Raw genomic sequence first — 17,512 nt, 5'->3', positions numbered from 1 at the left:
ATATTCCTTTACTGAGCAGAGGCGGAGTCGGGAGGGGTGCGTTGCAACAAACCCTGCAACAGAGGGAGACACATCAAACCGCTGAAAGCGGCGCAAAGCGCGAAAAGCTCGAGCCTTGCGCCACCGCCGATGGCAGCAATCAGCAAGCCGCCGAGGCCCATCACGGCAATCGAAATCATCCCGACCAATGCCGATACCAGACCTTTACTGTCATCACTGGCAAACAGCGCCAATCGATACAGCGCGGCATTGCTCATGCCCAATCCGACTGCGTACAACGCCAGACTGGCGACCACCGGCCCGAGTCCGGCGCCAGCCAGTGCGCAGACGATCAGGGCCAGAAGCCCCAGGCAAAACGGCCAGAGCGCCAAGCGGATCAGTTGCGGCAAGGCGTGCGTGATCAGCAACCGGTCAAGGATCAGATTGCCGACAATCACCGCAGAGAAAATCGGGATTTGCCAGACGCCATATTCAAGCGGCGTCAGCCCGAGCAACTCGATCAGCAGCAACGGCGCCAGGCCGATCCAGGCGATCAGCGGCAGGCTCATCAGCCCCAGCGCCAGGCTGGCGGCGAGGAATCGGCAATTACCCAACAGGGCGCGGTAACGTCGGCAGGTTTGCTCCCAGGAAAAGCACACGGCAGGTTGCATCTGTCCGTCTCGACGGGCGACGCCAACCGTTTCCGGCATCCATGCGAATAGCCCCAGCCAGACCATAGACGCGGCAAGGCCCAGGCCCAGAAACACTTCGCGCCACGACAGCCATTGCAACAGCAGAATGCCCAGCAGCGGCCCCATCAAGGGGGAAAGCAGGGCGATATTGCCGAGCAGCGCCATCAAACGCACCGCATCGGCTTCACAGAACACTTCCTGAAGGGCCGGATAACTGACCGCCACAACAAAACCCAGGCCCATGCCCTGCAGCAGTCGCAGTAGATTGAAGGCTTCAATGCTTTCGGTGCTGTAGGCCCCCGCGCAGGCGACCGCAAATAACGCGCAGCCGATCAACAATACCCGCCTTCGACCCCATTGATCGGACAGCGGGCCAATCAGCCATTGCAGGCAGACACCGCCAAGCAGATAAAGATTGAAAGCGTTCGGTACATGCCGCACATCGGCATCAAGTTCGGTGGTAACGCTTATCATCGCAGGCATGATCAAGTCGCTGGCCATATACGTCAGAAGTTCAAACGCGCTGATCATCAAACAAAATCCGAGCGCTTTTTGCGGCGGGATCTGTATAAGAGTTCTCTGCATAAACGTTCCTGTTAGTGAGTGAAAGGAAGTTGCCAGAGACTAGTTGCAGAGGTGCGCCCGGCCTATTGTTTTGCTGCGACATTAGATTTCAAATGCTTGCAACTTATTTAGTGATCGGGTTTTGCGCAGCGCACGAGTTAGAGCGATTTATAGAAGCATTTGGCAAAAACAGAAAAGCCCGCAACGGGGCGGGCTTTGTTTGAAGTTGATCGGACTTGTTGATTTCCTGCCACGGTCTGTTCATTGGCAAGCGGGCAGGGCGAACAATCCTGTTCTAGCGATGTTGGTAATAACCAGGGCCACCCTGGTAGTAACGGTGGTGATCGTCATGCCAGCCGCCGTGGGGGAAGATGATGCAGCCACTCAGGGTCAGCAGGGCAAGAACGGGAATCAGCCAGGTGATTCGACGCAGCATTTTGAAAATTCCTCATGGTTACGCCGTCATGAAGCCAAAACTCTTCATCGGCTGTAACATGAGACCCCGATTGCAGCGGCGCATCCCCGTAGAACGGTAAGTGCATGGCATGCAAACGGATACAAACCGGATACATTTCAAAGTTTCAGGAAGCCGCAATGACCCACAAGCAACGCTTGATTTATTCGATTCTGATCGCCGTGTCGGTCCTGGCCATCATGCTCGGCCTGTCCTGGCTGCAAAATGCCGGCATGATTTCGGAGAAGACGTTCCAGTTCGTCGCCATCGGTGTGGCGGTGATCGTGGTGGTGATCAACGGCGTGATGCGCCGCAAGGTCAAGCCTTGACGGCGATGGCTGCACGCTTCAATCGTGGTTGAGGACGGCTGCGGCCTGTGGATGCAGGCTGTAGCTCTTGTCGTCATTGAAGGTGATCACGCCTTCGGCGCACAGGCGCTTGAGCACCTCACGCACACTGAGGAAGGACAGCGGAATATCCAGATCCAGCAATTGGCTGTGGACACCGCGAACGCCCAGGCGCCGTTCACTTTGTGCGGCGACCAGCAAGGCGTCGATGACTTTCAGACGAATCAGGCTGGTGCGCAGCCCGAAACTTTTCAGCAGCAAGCGGATGCGTTCGTTACCGTGACGCTCGACGCGTTGCCCGAAATCGCTCGCGTGAGGGCTCATGGAAACTCCTTTGGGTGCCTGGCTACCGTCCGTTGGTAGTTGCGAGTTGTACATGCGATTACTCCTTTTCAGAGTCTGATCGGGGTGGTTTTTTTGCGCTCTCTAGAACAAGACGTATCAGCACGACAAATCATGAAAGAAAAAATGTAGAAATTTTGTCGGGGATTTGTCTTTTCCTTGTGATTGGGGGTTGGCCTTGGCGGCCTTTGGGCCGACCAGGTTCTTTGGGTTTTGGGTGTATATCCGTTTTTTTTGGGGTTGCGGCTGGCGGTTTCGCTCTTACAGCGACTCACTTTTCCAGACGCCGAAAAGTAAGCAAAAGGCTGGGCCCCGGCGTTCGGCCCGCTCGCTGGGGCTCGGGGTTCCTTCGCTCCGGGATCGATCCGGGCGCAGCGCCTACGGTTTGCTTCGCTGCACCTCCTCTCGCTGTGTTTGGCTTCGCCAAACGGTCGCTGCGCTCCCACCCCCGGATCAATCCCTCCACTCAGCCTGCCGAAGGGGCCAGCACGGCAAGATCAAGAGCTGCAGCCGAGCTAACGCTCATCCTGTGGAGTGGTGAGGGGCGGGGGGGGTTGGGTTTGGTCACCTCGATCAGTTCCCTCTCCTTCCGGGAGAGGGCCAGTGAGGGGCTTTTGATCTGCTTTTGGATTTGAGTTCGGTTCGGTATTTCCCGTCGGCGTAGCTCTGGCAATCACCTCGGTCAGTTCCCTCTCCCTCCGGGAGAGGGCTAGGGTGAGGGGTTTTTGATCTGCTTCTGGATTTGCGTTCGGCTTGGTATTACACGTCGGCGTAGCTCTCGCAATCACCTCGGTCAGTTCCCTCTCCCTCTGGGAGAGGGCTAGGGTGAGGGGCTTTTGATTCTGCTTCGGGGATTGCGTGGAGAGCCTAAATTTTTTCCTCTGACTTCGTTTCTTGGACAGGCTCATTGCGCGTGGACGCGTGGGTGTTTCCAGAGCGGATCCGTGCCAGCGCCGGGTTCGCTCTTTGGCATGTCGATCAGGAGCGAGCGTGATAATTTCCAGACAGTTAACGGGACTGACCTTGGCCGGCGTGGCTTTCGGGCTGAGTTGTTCGGCCTATGCGTTCAGTCCGGCCACGGATGTCAGCGCCGATATTCGCCGTACCGCTTTTGGTGTGCCGCATATTCGTGCGCAGGACGAGCGCGGGCTTGGTTTCGGCATCGGGTATGCCTATGCGCAGGACAACCTCTGTCTGCTGGCCAATGAGATCGTGACGGTCAATGGTCAGCGTTCACGCTACTTCGGCCCGGACCAGTTCACCGTCGAGCAGCGTGAAAACCGTGTCAGCGATGTGTTCTTTACCTGGCTCAACACACCGGAAGCGGTCAAGGCGTTCTGGCAGGCGCAACCTACGCAGGTGCGTGATTTGGTCGAAGGCTATGCTGCGGGCTACAACCGCTATCTGGGCGAGCGTCGTCAGCAAGGCTTGCCGCCACAGTGTCAGGGCGAGTGGGTGCGTGAGATTGCACCGCAAGATCTGGTGAAGCTGACCCGCCGTCTGCTGGTCGAGGGTGGTGTCGGGCAGTTCGCCGAGGCGCTGGCTGGGGCTACGCCGCCGCAGGCGAATGCGGTGATCGAACACGATGTGCAGGCCTATCAGTTAGCCGATGCGCGTCAGCAACGCTTCGCTCTGGACCGTGGCAGTAACGCTGTCGCGGTGGGTAGCGAGCGCTCGTTCAACGGGCGTGGGATGCTGCTCGCCAACCCGCATTTCCCGTGGGTCGGTGGCATGCGCTTCTATCAAATGCATCTGACCATCCCCGGCAAGCTCGACGTCATGGGCGCTGCCTTGCCAGGCTTGCCGATGATCAATATCGGCTTCAATCAGCATCTGGCGTGGACGCACACGGTCGATTCGTCGAAACACTTCACCTTGTATCGTCTGCAACTCGATCCAAAGGATTCCACACGCTATATGCTCGATGGCCAATCCTTGCCGCTGAACAAGCAGACCGTGACCGTGCAGGTCAAACAGGCCGACGGCCAGGTGGTGCCGGTTTCGCGTGATGTCTACAGCTCGCAGTTTGGCCCGATCGTGCAGTGGCCGGGCAAGCTCGACTGGGACAATCAGTTCGCCTACAGCCTGCGCGATGCCAATATCGACAATGATCGCGTGCTGAACCAGTGGTACGCGATGAATCAGGCGTCCACGCTTCAGGAACTGCAGAATTCGGTACATAAGATTCAGGGCATTCCGTGGGTCAACACCCTGGCCGTGGATGACAAAGGCCAGACGCTGTACATGAACCTGTCAGTGGTGCCGAACGTCAATGCCGAGAAACTGGCCAAGTGCAGTGATCCGCGTATCGGCACGCAGATGATCGTGCTGGATGGCTCCAACAGCGCGTGCGCATGGGACATTGATCCGCAAGCGGCGCAGCAGGGTATTTATGCTTCCAGCCAATTGCCGCAACTGCTGCGCAAGGACTTCGTTCAGCACTCCAACGACTCGGCGTGGCTGGCCAACCCGGCGCAACCGCTGACCGGTTTCTCGCCGCTGATCAGTCAGGATGGCCAACCACTGGGCTTACGCTCCCGGTTTGCTCTGGATCGCTTGAGCACGCTGAGTAAAAAAGGCCCGCTGGCAGTGAAGGATCTGCAGCAAATGGTGATGGACGATCAGGTGTACCTGGCGACTCAGGTGGTGCCGGATCTGTTGAAGTTCTGTGCTTCTGACCTCGGTGTCGATGCGCCAGCGCTGAAGCCGGTTTGCACCAGCCTCAAGGCATGGGATGGCCGCGCTAATCTTGATTCGGGTATGGGCCTGATGCATTTCCACAACATCATGCAGGCCTTGCAGGCTTCGCCGGATGTCTGGCGTGTCGCGTTCGATCCCAAAGATGCGCAACACACGCCGCGCGGTCTAGCGATCGAGCAGCCAACCGTGGCCAAGGCACTGCGTGAGGCCATGTTGGCATCGGTCGAGTCGAGCACAAAAATGGGCCTCAAGCCGCAGACCCGCTGGGGGGATATCCAGGTCGTCAGCAGCGGCGGGCAACAGACGCCAATTCACGGTGGGCCGGGCACGTTGGGCATCTACAACGCTATCCAGAGTGTGCCGCGTGAAGACGGCAAACTCGAAGTGGTCAGCGGCACCAGCTACCTGCAAGTCGTGACCTTCGACGAAAAGGGCCCGCACGCCCAAGGGCTGCTGGCGTTCTCGCTGTCGAGCGATCCGGCGTCGAAGTATTCGCGGGATCAGACCGAGGCGTTCTCGAAGAAACAGTGGAGTGTCCTGCCGTTTACCGAACAGCAGATTCAGGCTGACCCGCAGTATCAGGTGCAGACTGTGCGCCAGACACTGGACAAAGCGGGGAAGGTCGCCGCTCAGTAATCCCGAGCGTCAATTGCGTTGAGCCAGAGGGCCGCATCCTGCAAGGGGTGCGGCCTTCAGCTTTTTGGCGGTTGTTGCGGTATCGAGTTGATCACCGGGTTACCTTCCTTGTTACGGGTGAGGTAGACCGGCAGCGCCTTGGGCAGGCTGTTGGCGAGATTGTTCAGCTCTTTGATGTTGTAGATGCCACCCACGCGAATCGTACCGGTGCTGTTGTCCGCCAGCTCCAATGGATTGCTCAGATAGCGGTTGATCAGTGGCAGCGCTTCGCTCAACGCGAGGTTATCCAGCACCAGTTTGCCATTGCGCCAGGCCAGCGAGGTGTCACCAGGGTAAGTCTGGCTGATCTGGGGCATGTAATCGCCCTGTTTGTAGCGCGCCTGCATCGACGGGCCGAGGCGCAAACCATCGCCCGGCAACGAGCGATTGCTGGTGACCAGCACCGAACCTTCGATCAGGTTCACACGCACTTGGTCCTGATACATCCAGACATTGAAACGCGTCCCGGTGACGCGAATCTTGCCTTCGCCTGCGCGGACGACAAACGGGTGGGCCATGTCGTGGCTGACCGTAAAGAACGCTTCACCTTTTTTCAGGGTGACGCGGCGTTCGTCCTTGTAATTGCTGAAGGTCAGATCAGTGTTCAGGTTCAGTTCGAGTTGGCTGCCGTCACTCAGCGTGACCTGGCGGACAGTATCGGTAGCGGCGAAATGCTGATAGCTGTTGGGCAGCCAGCCCAGATTCCAGCCGGTGTAAGCCGCCAGCGGCAGGGCGAGCGCACAGACGCCGGCCGCTACGACGAGTTGACGCCACGAGCGCGGTGCCTGACGGGCCGGCATGACCGGAACGGATTGCGGGCGTGGCAAATGTTCGGCCACCTCCCAGACTTCCAGCATGGCCTCGTACTCGAATGCATGCAGGGGATGAGCGTCGTGCCATTGCTTGAATGCGCGACGTTCTTCGTCCGTGCAGTCATCGGCGTGCACCCGCATGCACCAATGCGCGGCGGCATCGGTGATCGCATCGTATTCGGCTTCCGAGAGAGTGTCTTGGGTCATTGACTCGTCCTGATTTCGCCCATTCTAACCTTGTCGGGAAGTGACCGAGAACAACCGTCATGGCATTTACCCATCAAAGTGGAACTTATTTTTCCCTCAGACACCCAAAAAGCAGGACGACCAAGACCACTATCCACAAATGGAGAAAACAAATGATCAAGAAGACATTCGCAGCGTTGATCGCCACGGCCGGTTTGCTCAGTGCTGGCGCAGCGTTGGCCGATCGCCCCGGCGCTGGCTGGGTCACCATCGAAAAAGCCATCGAGATCGTCAAGACCAAGGCCGGTTACGTCGAAGTCTATGAGATCAAAGCCGACAACGACGGCTACTGGAAAGGTGAAGGACGCAAGGCTGACGGCGTGGTTTACGAGTTCCGCATCGACGGCGCATCGGGCAATATCTTGCGCGATCAGAAGGATTGATCACCCGGTAAATACTCAGTGTGTTCCTAAAAAATGCGCCGGCCTCAGACCGGCGCATTTTTTTCTCCCGTGGTCACGGTGACGCTTGCACGGAATCCGCCTGGCTTGAAGTTGGCGCCGGCAACGGTATCGGCGCCGTTCGCGGATCCAGTTGTCTGCCCATTTCGCTGATGAGTAAGGCGATCGAGTCGGCGTTGGCCATCAGCACTTCGATGCGTGCTTCATCAGCGAGCGGATTGCGAAAGGCTTTACGTGCCTCTGCAAGGTTTCTGGTTTTGGTCAGACTGAGGACTTTTTTGTAGACATCGGCCTGCTCCGGCAACTTATCCAGATCTACCCACAGCCCCTGCTCATTCCTGGTCGCGAATAACTGTTCGGGCGCAGCGGAGCGTGACAAGGATTTACGATAACGTTCCAGACCCGTTTTGAGCTGTTGCCCGTCCGCGGTGGTGGTATCGATAAGGTCGGGGTAGGGACTCATCGCCTCTACGGAGACGAAATCTTCGCTATCGTTGATCAGGTGCGACAGTTCGTGCAGCAGCGTGATCGCGCGAGCATGGGAATCAACATTGAACCTGGGTGGCAAAAAGGCGGTGTAGACATCCAGTTTCGGATTGAAAAAATGCTCGGTGAAGTGCACGACTTTTCGCCGGTCTTCCTTGAAGACAAAGGCAACCGTGTCATCGTCGTAGCGCGCATTGAGGCCAGCGAAAAAGCGCTCTGTGTAGAGCAAGTCATCCTTTGGGTCCGTCAGTTCGCGGCAAATCGGCAGGATCACCTTCTCGATTTTCTTCAGCAGCATCGGCGTGATCTGTCGCACGTCGAAAAAATCCCTGAGGACCGTTTCCACACGAGTGCCCCCGAGGTTGTCGCGATGTTCGACGAAGTTATACAGGCAATACAACGCGTAGTTTCTTGCCCGGGTAACCGCTTGCTGAATCACGAAGGCTCTGGCGGGGTATCGGCGGTTGATCTCTGCCATCCCACGCGCCTGGATCAGCATCAGAATTGAACAGTGCTGCTCCACTTTGGTTTGCAGAGCCAGGGGCCTCCTCGATCGACAGCGATGCACGGCCTGACTGGCGCGGGCAAGCACCAGTCGTGAGTTTTTCTGTTCAAGCGCCGGCCCACGGCCTCCGTCTTTTTCGCGCAAGTACCAGGCTTTTTCGGCCTGGATCACCGGATATACCTTGCCGGCAATCGCTGCATATTTGTGCGTGCTGGATGAATCCCCGTAAACCAGTTTATTGCTATCAAGTGTGAGGTTGTCGAGTGCGGTGGTCGTTTCATAAGACTGCAAGTTCGCGCGCGAGGTGCTAACCGGTGGGACTTTTGACCAGCGAGCGGCGGTTTTTTCCGTGGTGTTCGCGCCGGTTTCGGCAACCCTTGCTCCAGTGGTCTGCGTCTCGGAGGCAAGTTCAGCTGTTTGCGCCTCTGCCTCTGTTTCCCAGGACAGCCGACCCAGACTAAACAGAGATAACGCCCCGGCGATAAAGCCTTTCAGAGCGTTGGCCCAATGATGATCCTGAAGGTCTTCGGCGGACTCCTTGAACTCGTTGTAGCTTTTCCAGAGAAAAAACAACGAGGCGATTTTCCCCGACAAGAGATGGGGAACCAGGCGCACACCGTGACTGAACAGAGACTTCGCGGTTTCCCAATCGGCTTGTGCGTTGATCTGCGGCTGGCACGCGAGCAGTTGCGGTAGAAGGCTGAGCGTGTCCTTGTGCAAATGCTCCAGCAGATTGCCGGTGATGGGCGTGCGGTGAAGTTTGATTTCACTGGTCTTGCCAATCGTCGTGTTCAGCAGATTCTTGAAGACGGCTTGTTGCCCGGAAGGCAGGCGCCGGATGATCAGGTCCTGAAAATGCCCCGGTGTATTCAAGGCCTCGATCAATTGCGCTTCGTCCTCGAATTCACGAAATACGAACCGCGAGTAGGGTGCGTAGAGCACGCGTGGCCCTGTATGTTCCGCCCCGGGGCCAATGACATAAAGTCCGAGGGCGTCGACGAAATCGCTACCGGGGGTCTTGATCAATGACAGCGGGCAAGCACTGGCGTGAGCACCCTCTACGGTGGCGCGCGCTACCCCGTCGGGCATGTCCAGAACCTGGCAAACGTAGTCGAAACCGCTTTGCGACAACTGTTGTTGCAACTTCAAGGCGTGCGCGTGCTGCATCAACTGCCAGGGCAACTGACGAAGGAAACGTGCTTTGCTGGTGCGTGCCGGCTCAGTGTCGGATGAGAGCGCCTCGGTGACTTTCCGGGTGTAGGAGGTGGTGATGTCGAGGGATTGCAGCAGTTGCTGAACCGCAGACTGATTGAGCGTTGCTGGCAAAGCGCTGGCGATGGTCGAGGCGACCTTGAACCCGGTGTCCTGCACGATGTTGTAGTGATGCAAGGCAAAATCGAGCAGGTTGCAGGGCGGGCCTGCCAGCGTGAGATTCGGGGTGATCTGGATCTGCTTTGGTTTGAGATCGGTGCCAGGGAATCGGGCGTCGAGCAGTGTTTTCAGCGTCTGCTCCACATGGCTGGCTAACGCGGGGACGTCGTGGAGAAAATCCTTGCCATCGATAACGCTGCGCCGCACTTCATCCAGCAGTGCCAGTTGTGTGCGTTGTTCTGTGACCGGCGCTATGCGTAACCAGTCAGGGAAATCCTGCTGGCGGACGAAAGCCCGGGCCAGGTCGATGGCCCGGCGCAAGTTGGTATCGATGGCGGTGTTTGTTATTCGAGTAAGGAAACTGGCGAGTACATCTTTGTCCGTGATGCAAACGCGTAACGCCTCACAATGGGCCAGGAAGTGTTCAATGGCCGATTGCATGCGATCGTTCAACACGTTGCCTTCAATCAACTGGAACGGGCCCAGTGTGTATTGTTGGTCCAGTTGATAGCGCGCCGTTGGCAGATTTTCCAGCAGTGTCTGAGACTGGTTATTGTCGTCCAGGCGCTGTTGCAGTTGCTTCTGCGCGATGGCGATGTCGTCGAACGATTCCAGCCCCATGGCCGGCGTCCACAGGATCGCACGCCCGGAATGCTCGACGTCCATGCCTCCGCGCTCGGTCAACAGTACGCAATGCGCAAGCGACAGTGCATCGGCTTTGCCTGCGCAGGTAACGCTGAGCGACCAGGCATCCGGCCGGAAGCCATTGAGCGACTGACGATCCCTGCGTTTGGCGTGTTTTGCATCGAACACGGCATCGACAATCTTTCGTTCGGCCGTCAGCCAGGAACCGCTGAGGTTCCTTATGTGTGCCTCAGCGCGCACGCCATCCTCAAAGGCCTGTGCCAGTTTCCATCGAATACCTTCGAGAAACACGCGTTGTTCGGCGTTGCTGGTGGTCGGCTGATCCTTGAAGTGACTGCCAAGATTCTCCTCGGCGCGTTCAAGCTGTATCGCCAGTTGCCTGGCCTTGTCGGTCTGTACCCGTGACGACAGCGGCGCACTGGAAAACAACGGTCGGGTACTCCAGCGCTCGTTGACGTCGAGCTTGAGCAGACGCTCATGAATCATCGAACGGATATCCAGCGCTTTGTCGAAAAGCGCATGGATGTCGGTTGTGCGTTCACTCTGGCGGAAGAGCTGCAAGACGAATTCAATGTTTTGCCGTTGTTTGGTGAGGATCGCTTCAAACAGCGTGCTGATGATGTCGCCGCCGATGTTTTCCCCGAACACTTGCGCGTGGGCAAATCCCAGATAGCGATTGCGCTCTTCCAGGTTCATCAGTCCGTACAGCTCGTCTTCATGGCCGGCGGCATTGAGTTTGGCGGTCAGCGTCTGTTTGAGATCGGCGTAGTTGGTGAGGACTTGCAAGCCTTGGGTAGGGGTGTAGAGATAAGCCTTGTCATGGTTGATCATCAGCGACCCGGCCAGTTCGATGTAGGCGGTGTCCTCGCGCAAGCACACGGTTTCGAAGTTGGGCCGCCGGGACGCCACATTCGGTTCGCGGATCACGCTGTGCAGGGCGTCGAATTCAGTGGCAGACAGGATTTCCGCTTCGCGCTTGAGCATCAGATCTGCACGCATTTGATCCTTTAACGCCTGGCTGAAGTACGTGCGCCTGGGCGAGCCCTCGAATGCCGCGGCATTCCAGTAGGCCTCCAGCTGTCGAAACAGCAGCATGGTCAGTCGTCCCGATGCGGACTTGATCGCATCGGCCCAGACGGTCTGGTCAGCCGCCTGGCTTGCGCGGGCCGGGTGGGAGAATTCCGCTGTCTGGCCGCGCGGCCAGCCCTGACGGCGAAAGTGCAGCAGCAGCGCTTCACTCAATGACAGCGAACTGACCCATTGCCTTATCTCCGCGGACATCGGGGCGCTGTCGAGGTAAAAACCGACGCGGGTGCGCGACTGCGGCAAATCGGCAAAATGCGGCTCGAGCAGTTCGTCGAGAATGTTCTCCAGCAAGGTGGCGAGCGACGGCAGACGTTTCAGCTCATCCAGCACATCGCGGGCGCAGGTCTCCTGAGACTGGCTGATCGCCGCTTTTTGATCGTCAAACACATCACCTTCGATGGTTTCGCGGGTGAGGGTGATGCCGCGTTTCTCTACCAGTTCCTTGCGCAGCAAGACACTGAGAAAGGCCAACAGATCATCGGTTTCTTCAGCGTTATCGAGGCGTTTTTGCAGCGCGTCCATCAGCGTCTGGTAATCGCTGTATTTTTTCAGACCGTCGTAAGGTGTGTACAAAAACACGCCATGGTCATCCGGCCCGGTGCCGAGAATAAAACTGCCGGGCAGGGGGATGGCGAGTTGCTTGTCGGCGTTTAGCAGAATGCGTTCGGCCAGCATGGGTGGGGTTTGTTCGCTGCGCAGGGCGTGGGTCGCCAGTTGCACATGCGCGAGCCAGCTGAAATCTTTGCTGTTGAGGCCGTGGGTCGGACCCAGGCTGGCATGCCGGCCCGGGGATTTGAGTATCTCGGGGAATAGCAGGAGGCTGGACATCATTGGAACTCTGAACGGGGCGCCTTGGGCGGGGAGTTCAAGAGTAGGTACGCAGGTCGCTGTGCAGGCGGTACATAGTTACCGCACACGTCGAGTTGAAATGTGCCATGAGCCAATGCCCGTCATCGCCAATCCAAGGGTTGACAGCCGACAGCTGTGGCATGGTTAATCGGCGGGCAAGTCGTCCGTACGCTGTTGTTCCCTCCAATAATCATTCTGGAGCTTCAGATGTCTGCGCCACACGATCATGTGTCCTCTGCTGTCTCGTCCTCGTTGTCTCTTGAAGCGCTGACGCAACTGCTTGAAACGATTTTTCTGCGCCACGGCACTTCCGCCGAAGTCGCCCGAGTGCTGGCCGCCAACTGCGCCGGCGCCGAGCGCGATGGTGCCCACAGCCATGGTGTGTTCCGCATACCCGGGTATGTCTCGACCCTGAACAGCGGCTGGGTCAACGGCCACGCGGTGCCGCAAGTCGAAGATGTCGCTTCCGGTTTTGTGCGTGTCGATGCCGGCAACGGTTTCGCCCAACCGGCACTGGCCGCCGCCCGGTCGTTGCTGGTGGAGAAGGCGCGTAGCGCCGGGATTGCCGTGTTGGCGATTCGCAACTCGCATCACTTCGCCGCGCTGTGGCCGGACGTCGAGCCATTTGCCGACGAGGGGCTGGTGGCGCTGAGCGTGGTCAACAGCATGACCTGCGTGGTGCCGCACGGCGCCGACCGGCCGCTGTTCGGCACCAATCCGATTGCGTTCGCCGCGCCACGGGCCGGCGCCGCGCCAATTGTCTTCGACCTGGCCACCAGCGCAATCGCCCATGGCGACGTGCAGATCGCTGCGCGCAAAGGCGAGCGGTTGCCCGCCGGAATGGGCGTGGACAGCCTTGGTCAGCCGACTCAGGATCCCAAGGCGATTCTCGAGGGCGGGGCGTTGCTGCCGTTCGGTGGACATAAAGGTTCGGCGCTGTCGATGATGGTTGAGCTGCTGGCGGCCGCATTAACGGGAGGGAATTTTTCTTTCGAGTTCGATTGGGCCAATCATCCCGGGGCGAAAACGCCGTGGACCGGGCAATTGTTGATCGTCATCGACCCGAGCAAAGCCGCCGGGCAGAGTTTTGCCGAGCGCAGTGGTGAGCTGGTGCGGCAGATGCACAGTGTCGGCCTCAAGCGGTTGCCGGGCGATCGCAGGCATTGGCAGCGCAGCAAGTCGCTGGCTGAGGGCATTGTGCTGGATGCGCAGACGCTGGCGCAGTTGCGTGAGCTGGCGGGGGCGTGATCAAAGATCAAAAGCCCCTCACCCTAGCCCTCTCCCCGAGGGAGAGGATACTGACCGCGGTGAATGGGGGATGTGCGCCGACGTGAGAGATCGAGTTGAGCTCAGGTTCTGAAAGCCCGGAACTGGTTCAAAGCCGGTAAAAACACGCAGGCATAAAAAAGGCGAACCCAGTGGGTTCGCCTTTTTTGTGTGCCTTGACTCAGCGACGGCCGAGCAGCAAGCCAACCACCAGACCGAAACCGGCGGAGATCGCCACGGTCTGCCACGGATGACCGCCGATGTAGCTTTCGGTGGCATCAACCGCCGGTTTGGTGCGATCACGTACGCTCGACACCGAATCCAGCGCCTGTTGCAGTTTCAGGGCGATTTGTCCGCGCAGCGTTTCCGCTTCCTCGCCGACCAGTGAGGCGCTGCTCTTGAGCAGTTTGTCGGACTCTTGGATCAGAGCCTGAAGTTCGCTGAAGGCCTGATCCTTGATTTGATCTTCGGCGGCTTGCACGGCGGATTTGCGGGCCATTGGGTGACTCCTTGCAGTTGAATGGACAGTGATCAATGGAGTGTGGCGCTTGCTGAAAAGTTGCACTGAATTTAGGTCAGAAATAAAAACCTGCGCGGGAGATTTCCGTCGAGCGTGTAAGATGTCGCCATTTTACGCAGCAGGATAATTCCCCATGAGTTTCAATCTGGCCGACAAATCACTCGCAGAGCGCGCTGCGCTGGAAGATGAGAAATCCCGTCTGTTCGAACTCTGGCAAAACAATCTGGGCAAAGCCAAAGGCGAAGCCGCGCGTTTGTTCGGCGAGCGCGGCAAGCGCAAAGGCAAATGGGCCGAGTGGGTCCGCGCGGAACTGGACGGCATGTCGCCGCCGGAGTTCGCCAACATGGTGCGCAGTGAAGTCAATCGCTTGATGGCCGCGAACAAGTAACGCTTCAGGTGACCGTCGCGGCAATCGCTTCGCGGACTTTGACCACCACTGGATCGATCTGCGTGCTGGTACGCCAGCCCAGTTCGATCGGATAACGCGGCAGCTTCAGCGGGCAGGGCAGCAGCGTCAGGCCGCTGAGCTCAGCAATACTTTCGGCGGCATGCGTCGGAATCGTCGCCACCGCCCGACTGCCCTTGAGCAAATACGGCAGCGCGGCGAAATGCGTGGTCGACGCGCACACCCGTCGACTCAGGCCCAGCGCCGCCAAACCCTCATCGGTGATCCCGATAAAGCCGCCGGACGACACCAGGATGTGCTCGCGGTCGACAAACTCCTCAAGATCGATCTGCTGCTGACCGGGCGCAAGGCTCGCCGGATCGACCAGACATGCATAACCGCCTTCGCCCAACACCTGTCGGCTGAGCAAGCGCTCGGCAAAGCCTCCGGCGGTAATCGCCAGATCGATGCTGCGCTCCATCAGCGCGCGGGCGACGATCTGGCTATGGGTCTGACGAAAGATCAGGCGCAACTTCGGAGCGCTGCGGGCAATTTCCTCGATCAGGCGGCGACCGTAGGCAATTTCGAAGTCATCCGACAGTCCTACGGTGACCGAGCGGCCGTCGTACTGGTTCGCCGCCGGATCTACCATCGCCAGGCTTTGCCGGCACTTGTTCAGCGCTTCGCTGATCACCGGTTTCAATTGATTGGCCTTGAGCGTTGGCGCCAGGCCGCGCCCGGTACGCACGAACAATTGATCGCCGTAGACCTCGCGCAAGCGGCGCAGCGCCGCACTGACCGCCGATTGTGTCACCCCCAGTCGCAATGCTGCGCGGCTGGCGCTTGACTCTTCATGCAGGGCTTCCAAGACTTTCAGCAGGTTGAGGTCGACCGTGGCGATATTCATTTGGCTCATATCATTCAGCAGTGAATGGGGCTTTATTCATGATCGCGTGACGCCGCAGAATCGGCAACCACTGAACCTGATGGAGTTATCGCGATGGCCAAATCAATTGTTGCTGCGCTGCAAATCGGTGCTTTGCCCGAAGGCAAAAGCGCGACCCTGGAGCAGATTCTGAGTTGGGAGGGCGCGATCATCGAGGCTGGCGCGGCACTGGTGGTGATGCCGGAAGCGCTGTTGGGTGGTTATCCGAAAGGCGAGGGCTTCGGCACGCAATTGGGTTATCGCCTGCCGGAGGGGCGCGAAGCCTATGCCCGATATTTTGCCAATGCGATCGATGTGCCGGGTGCCGAAACGCAAGCGCTGGCCGGTCTGTCGGCGCGCACCGGGGCCAACCTGGTGATCGGCGTGATTGAACGGGCTGGCAGCACGTTGTATTGCACGGCGCTGTATTTCGATCCGCAGGCCGGGCTTGTCGGCAAACACCGCAAACTGATGCCCACCGGCACCGAACGGCTGATCTGGGGCAAGGGCGACGGCTCGACCCTGCCCGTGTTCGACAGTCAGGTTGGCAAGCTCGGCGCGGTGGTGTGCTGGGAAAACATGATGCCTCTCCTACGCACGGCGATGTACGCCAAAGGCATCGAAGTCTGGTGCGCGCCGACCGTCGACGAACGCGAGATGTGGCAGGTCAGCATGCGCCACATCGCTCATGAAGGCCGTTGCTTTGTGGTCAGCGCCTGTCAGGTGCAGGCGTCACCGAATGAACTGGGCGTGGAGATTGCCAACTGGCCGGCGGATCGCCCGTTGATTGCCGGGGGGAGCGTGATTGTCGGGCCGATGGGCGACGTGCTGGCCGGGCCGTTGCGGGGCGAGGCGGGGTTGCTAACGGCGCAAATTGACACCGATGAACTGGTGCGGGCGCGGTATGACTACGATGTGGTCGGGCACTACGCGCGGCCGGATGTGTTTGAGTTGAGTGTGGATGAGCGCGCCAAACCGGGCGTGCGATTCAACACTTAGGGTACTGCCTGACACCGAACCCTGTAGGAGTGAGCCTGCTCGCGATAGCGGTGTGTCATTAACAGAGATGCCGGCTGATCCGCCGCTATCGCGAGCAGGCTCACTCCTACAATGGATCGGTGGTGTGTCTGGAAATCAGTGGCGTTGCTGCCATTCTTCCCGGGAAATTTCCCAGATTTCTCGTGGAAAACGCCCACCGACGAAATCATCTTCATCGGTCCGGATCAAGCGCATCCCGGCGCGCTCCGAGAGTTTGCGCGAGCCGGTATTCGGCGCCGCTTTCGGCACGCGCATCAGCGGGCGTTGAAGTACGTTGAACCAGTAATCGGTCACCGCTGCGCTCGCTTCGGTCATAAAGCCCTGACCTTGCCACGCCGGTGTCAGCCAGAATCCACGGTGGTTGTCAGTTTGATCCATCAGGCTGATGTTGCCGATCAACTGTTCGGGCGCGGACTTGCGGCGAATCGACCAGTGCCATTCCTTGCCCGCCGCCACGGCTGGCAAGGCAACATCGCGCAAATAGGTGAGGGCGCCGTCCTCGGGATACGGCCATGGCACCGCCGCGTTCAGATAACGCACCACATCCCAGTGGGGAAACAGTTGCTGCACGGCGTCGGCATCGGCCAGTTGCAAGGGGCGCAGGATCAGTCGTTCGGTGTACAGCGTCGGTGTGTCTTCCATAAACCTGCAGCCTCCCTGAATGTCTTTGGGGAAAGAAGCAGGCTAACGCATTTTTACCAGGTCGCGGCAGTGGCCTTGGGCAGGCTGAGCTTGCCGCTGTCGACAAAGCGCATGGTGCCAAACAGGCCGCCGGCGAGCTTGCCGCGCAGCACATAGGGCAGGTTGTCGAGGGTTTGCGTCTGGCTCAGGCCCAAGGTCTGGCGCAGTACCGAGAACGCCGAGATGCTGACCGGAACGCTGACAATGGTTTCGGAGAAGCGTGGGATCGAACCGCTCTGATCGCTGACACCCGAGGCCAGCGAATGGCCGTTGACCTCCAGATCCAGCGCGATGCCGTTGTAGTCGATGGCCGTCTCATTGGGGTTCTGTACGCGAATCTTGATGGCGAAGCGCACTTCCAGATCCTGGCTTGGCAACGGTTCGAGGCCGACCACGTTGATGTTCACCGGATCACGGTTGGGGAATAGCGCACAGGCGCTGAGGGACAGCAGAAGCAGTGACAGAATGACGGCTTGAAAACGGCGCATAAACGGTCTCTCAACAAAAAAGGGCTGAACCGTCGCCGGCTCAGCCCTTTCTATT

General features: G+C 58.8%; 15 protein-coding genes. 6 read left to right on the top strand and 9 right to left on the bottom strand.

The genetic code is table 11. From position 1 onward, the window contains the following. Positions 1 to 8 precede the first annotated feature (8 nt). Together HU754_RS15820 and HU754_RS15815 are read right to left on the bottom strand one after the other, a co-directional pair. Positions 9 to 1,256, bottom strand: a complete 1,248-nt coding sequence (locus HU754_RS15820; protein WP_186624749.1) for an MFS transporter — start codon at positions 1,254 to 1,256, stop codon at positions 9 to 11. 274 nt (positions 1,257 to 1,530) lie between these two features. Continuing rightward, positions 1,531 to 1,671: a hypothetical protein gene (locus HU754_RS15815; RefSeq protein ID WP_007918111.1), complete on the bottom strand. Its 141-nt coding sequence runs from the start codon at positions 1,669 to 1,671 to the stop codon at positions 1,531 to 1,533. 158 nt (positions 1,672 to 1,829) lie between these two features. Between HU754_RS15815 and HU754_RS15810 the strand changes: the two genes are divergently transcribed. Continuing rightward, positions 1,830 to 2,018, top strand: coding sequence for a hypothetical protein (locus tag HU754_RS15810; RefSeq protein ID WP_038363103.1), 189 nt, complete (start codon positions 1,830 to 1,832; stop codon positions 2,016 to 2,018). Between the two features lie 18 nt (positions 2,019 to 2,036). Here HU754_RS15810 and HU754_RS15805 read toward each other — a convergent pair whose 3' ends face one another. Beyond that, the gene (locus HU754_RS15805) at positions 2,037 to 2,414 is read right to left on the bottom strand and encodes a fe2+ zn2+ uptake regulation protein (protein WP_093432884.1); all 378 of its coding nucleotides are present in this window, start codon (positions 2,412 to 2,414) and stop codon (positions 2,037 to 2,039) included. A 954-nt stretch (positions 2,415 to 3,368) separates the two neighbouring features. Between HU754_RS15805 and pvdQ the strand changes: the two genes are divergently transcribed. After that, on the top strand, positions 3,369 to 5,714 hold the full coding sequence (gene pvdQ / locus HU754_RS15800) for a bifunctional acylase PvdQ (protein WP_186625573.1): 2,346 nt from the start codon (positions 3,369 to 3,371) through the stop codon (positions 5,712 to 5,714). Between the two features lie 56 nt (positions 5,715 to 5,770). Here pvdQ and HU754_RS15795 read toward each other — a convergent pair whose 3' ends face one another. Beyond that, positions 5,771 to 6,772 (bottom strand): FecR family protein, encoded by a 1,002-nt coding sequence (locus HU754_RS15795; RefSeq protein WP_093432879.1) that lies wholly within the window; start codon positions 6,770 to 6,772, stop codon positions 5,771 to 5,773. A gap of 152 nt (positions 6,773 to 6,924) precedes the next feature. Here HU754_RS15795 and HU754_RS15790 point away from each other — a divergent pair, with 152 nt between their 5' ends. Further along, positions 6,925 to 7,194 (top strand): PepSY domain-containing protein, encoded by a 270-nt coding sequence (locus HU754_RS15790; RefSeq protein ID WP_186625571.1) that lies wholly within the window; start codon positions 6,925 to 6,927, stop codon positions 7,192 to 7,194. Positions 7,195 to 7,267: 73 nt separating this feature from the next. Here the strand turns inward: HU754_RS15790 and HU754_RS15785 are convergent, their stop codons facing one another. After that, positions 7,268 to 12,133, bottom strand: coding sequence for a dermonecrotic toxin domain-containing protein (locus tag HU754_RS15785; protein ID WP_186625569.1), 4,866 nt, complete (start codon positions 12,131 to 12,133; stop codon positions 7,268 to 7,270). Positions 12,134 to 12,361: 228 nt separating this feature from the next. On the opposite strand from HU754_RS15785, the gene HU754_RS15780 reads away from it, so the two are divergent. Then, on the top strand, positions 12,362 to 13,402 hold the full coding sequence (locus HU754_RS15780; RefSeq protein ID WP_186625567.1) for an Ldh family oxidoreductase: 1,041 nt from the start codon (positions 12,362 to 12,364) through the stop codon (positions 13,400 to 13,402). Between the two features lie 199 nt (positions 13,403 to 13,601). On the opposite strand, the gene HU754_RS15775 is transcribed toward HU754_RS15780, so the two are convergent. Continuing rightward, a complete protein-coding gene (locus HU754_RS15775) occupies positions 13,602 to 13,919 on the bottom strand; it encodes an ElaB/YgaM/YqjD family protein (protein ID WP_007917413.1) in 318 nt (105 codons plus the stop codon). 154 nt (positions 13,920 to 14,073) lie between these two features. Here HU754_RS15775 and HU754_RS15770 point away from each other — a divergent pair, with 154 nt between their 5' ends. Continuing rightward, positions 14,074 to 14,328 carry a hypothetical protein gene (locus tag HU754_RS15770; protein ID WP_007917411.1) on the top strand — a complete coding sequence of 85 codons (255 nt, stop codon included), beginning with the start codon at positions 14,074 to 14,076 and terminating at the stop codon, positions 14,326 to 14,328. A gap of 4 nt (positions 14,329 to 14,332) precedes the next feature. On the opposite strand, the gene HU754_RS15765 is transcribed toward HU754_RS15770, so the two are convergent. Beyond that, the gene (locus HU754_RS15765) at positions 14,333 to 15,241 is read right to left on the bottom strand and encodes a LysR family transcriptional regulator (protein ID WP_186625565.1); all 909 of its coding nucleotides are present in this window, start codon (positions 15,239 to 15,241) and stop codon (positions 14,333 to 14,335) included. Positions 15,242 to 15,325: 84 nt separating this feature from the next. Between HU754_RS15765 and HU754_RS15760 the strand changes: the two genes are divergently transcribed. Next, on the top strand, positions 15,326 to 16,249 hold the full coding sequence (locus HU754_RS15760; protein WP_093432863.1) for a carbon-nitrogen hydrolase family protein: 924 nt from the start codon (positions 15,326 to 15,328) through the stop codon (positions 16,247 to 16,249). 135 nt (positions 16,250 to 16,384) lie between these two features. Here HU754_RS15760 and HU754_RS15755 read toward each other — a convergent pair whose 3' ends face one another. Both HU754_RS15755 and HU754_RS15750 read right to left on the bottom strand, forming a co-directional pair. Next, positions 16,385 to 16,930 carry a GNAT family N-acetyltransferase gene (locus HU754_RS15755; RefSeq protein WP_186625563.1) on the bottom strand — a complete coding sequence of 182 codons (546 nt, stop codon included), beginning with the start codon at positions 16,928 to 16,930 and terminating at the stop codon, positions 16,385 to 16,387. A gap of 53 nt (positions 16,931 to 16,983) precedes the next feature. Beyond that, positions 16,984 to 17,457 carry an LEA/WHy family protein gene (locus HU754_RS15750; RefSeq protein WP_093432857.1) on the bottom strand — a complete coding sequence of 158 codons (474 nt, stop codon included), beginning with the start codon at positions 17,455 to 17,457 and terminating at the stop codon, positions 16,984 to 16,986. Between the last annotated feature and the right edge of the window lie 55 nt (positions 17,458 to 17,512).

The organism is Pseudomonas zeae, from assembly GCF_014268485.2.
Lineage (GTDB): Bacteria > Pseudomonadota > Gammaproteobacteria > Pseudomonadales > Pseudomonadaceae > Aquipseudomonas > Aquipseudomonas neuropathica.
This window is presented reverse-complemented; position numbering and strand designations above follow the sequence as displayed.